This is a genomic window from Micromonospora sp. DT4, assembly GCF_049841675.1.
Taxonomy (GTDB): Bacteria; Actinomycetota; Actinomycetes; order Mycobacteriales; family Micromonosporaceae; genus Micromonospora.
This window is the reverse complement of sequence record NZ_JBNCKT010000253.1, coordinates 1-2,206: the sequence shown is the minus strand read 5'-3', so window position 1 is coordinate 2,206 and position 2,206 is coordinate 1. Positions and strand designations below refer to the sequence as shown.

Below are 2,206 nucleotides of genomic sequence, written 5' to 3'. Positions count from 1 at the left end.
TCTGTCGACGCTGCGTACAGCGCCGCGGGCGTGAACACCCTGAACGCCGACCCCTTCGACACGGGGATGAACACCCTCAACGCCGACCCCTTCAGCACGGGGATGGGCACCTCGAACGACCCCTTCGGCACGGGGATGAACACCCTCAACGACCCCTTCGGCGCGGGAATGAACACCCTGCACGACCCCTTCGGCCTGGGGATGGACAACACCCTGGACGCCCTCTTCGGCGAGATGCATGACGCTCAGATCGGCGGATCGTTCAACGACACCGCGATGGACCTGTTCACACAGGACACCCACGCGCCCTTCGACCAGGCGATGCCCGACCTCACATCGCAGGACTTCATATCCGGACAGTGGACGGCCCCACTCACCGACACCACTGTCGGCGCCTACGACCACCTGCCCGCCGCCACAAACGGCGATAACCCTCACGGCATCTGGGCATGGGACCCCTTCCAGACATTACTCACACCCCACCCGCCCGAGCCCACCCCGAGCACCAGCGCCGTACCCGCGAACACCACCGGCGAACACCAGCACGACTCCCACGCCCAGCACGATTCCGACGGCGACTACGGCGACCTCTTCAGCGACGAGGGAGCCGACACCCCCGCCGGCAGCCAATCGACACCTTTGATCACCTCTGGTGAGCCTCTGCCACGGCTGACGCTACCCACCGCCGGGCCCAGCACCCGCCCGACCCGAGCCCCGCGCGTCAGCAACGAGGCACCTCGCCAGGACAACACGGCGGCCCCGTCCACCAGCGGACCAACCCGAACATCACGCCAAAAACAACGCCAGAAGCCGTACCCCAACAAAGGTCGCAAGCGACACTACTACACCGTGGACGAGCGTGTCGCCGCCATCACCACGTGGGTGCAGAAAGACCCCACCAACCGTCGGAACACAATCCCCCCTCGGGGCGATTCTGTGAATGTCGGAGGAAAGGCATACCCCGTCGGAAATTTTCTCTCTGACCTGACACTAGTTTGGGTGATTTCCGTCGATGACAAGCTTACCCAAGCCCTGGAGGACGCCGGATTCAAGGTCAAAAACGACGGTCGCGGACATATGCATATCGTCGGATTCCGGAGAATGAGCGACGAGAACGTGAGAGACTTCCTCGCCGTCTATGACATCTGGCTCAGCGAGGAAGACGCGAACGGTAACCTCCATAACATCGGGAAGATGCCGAAGAGCACGCTGGAGCGACCCAATCCGAATAAGCCAGGCGAGCAGTTCCAGCTCGGCAAGTTTATGCACAATCTCAAGAGCAACGGGCATGCCGACCCGGACGGCGAGATGGCCGAGATGCTGAAAGAAAAAGGCCGCCTCGAGGTCATCTACCTGAATGAGGGCGACACATCGAGATTTGATGGTTTGAGGGTGCCCGGGAGGCCGCCACGGAAGCCCCGGCCACCAACGGCCAAGCAGGAAGAGGACAATCAGGAGCGGATCGCGGGGATTCAGCTTTGGGTGGGGCCAGATCGCGAGAACTCGGGCAAAATTCCCGCCAAGACAGAAGAGGTGAAGGATGCCGAGGAGAATGTTCACCCCGTCGGGAAAACATTTCATATTTTGCGGCAAATGGGATTTTTGTTTCATCAGGAACTCTTCGATGTTCTGAACGATAACGGTTTCCAACCGAAGGTCATCGGCAGCAAGATTCTAATCCCCCGAGACAAGGGCATGCTTGTCACTGTTGCCGAGAAGGCGGATAGGGACGAGGATACGTTCGCCGCTTATGACCTCTGGTGCGAAGGTGACTCCACAAGGGCGGGAAAGATCCCTGCATACGACACCCTGGTCCCGCTCCCGGAAACGGGGAAGGTCATTGATCTCGGCGTGCGGATGAGGAATCTCATCGACGTCGGGCGTGTGGGTCCGCAGAAAATGATCGCTCAGGCTCTGAGTGCCCGTGGGTTGCAGACGGAGTCTCGGGACGGCAAGACCTTTCTTGTGCGCCCAAAGGAGGCGGCCGGCGGGGAGTCGCAGTCGGTGTCCGCCACGACACAGACGACCGCCAAGCCGGCTGTTCTTGGCCGCCCAGAGGGGGCGGCCGGTGGGGAGTTGCGGTCGGTGTCCGCCGCGACGCAGAAGGTCGCCAATCTGGCTGTGGGTCGTCGGCCCTTGCCGTGGGAGGGTGCGTCAGGCTCTGGTGTGGCGGTGGTGAGGGAGTCGGTCATCCTGCCGCCGGGTG

Annotated in this window: 1 protein-coding gene; it reads left to right on the top strand. The window is 62.0% G+C overall.

The window, feature by feature from the left end:
* Positions 1 to 30: 30 nt before the first annotated feature.
* On the top strand, positions 31 to 2,206 hold a 2,176-nt coding region (locus ACLQ24_RS29375; protein WP_425894989.1), incomplete at its 3' end, for a hypothetical protein.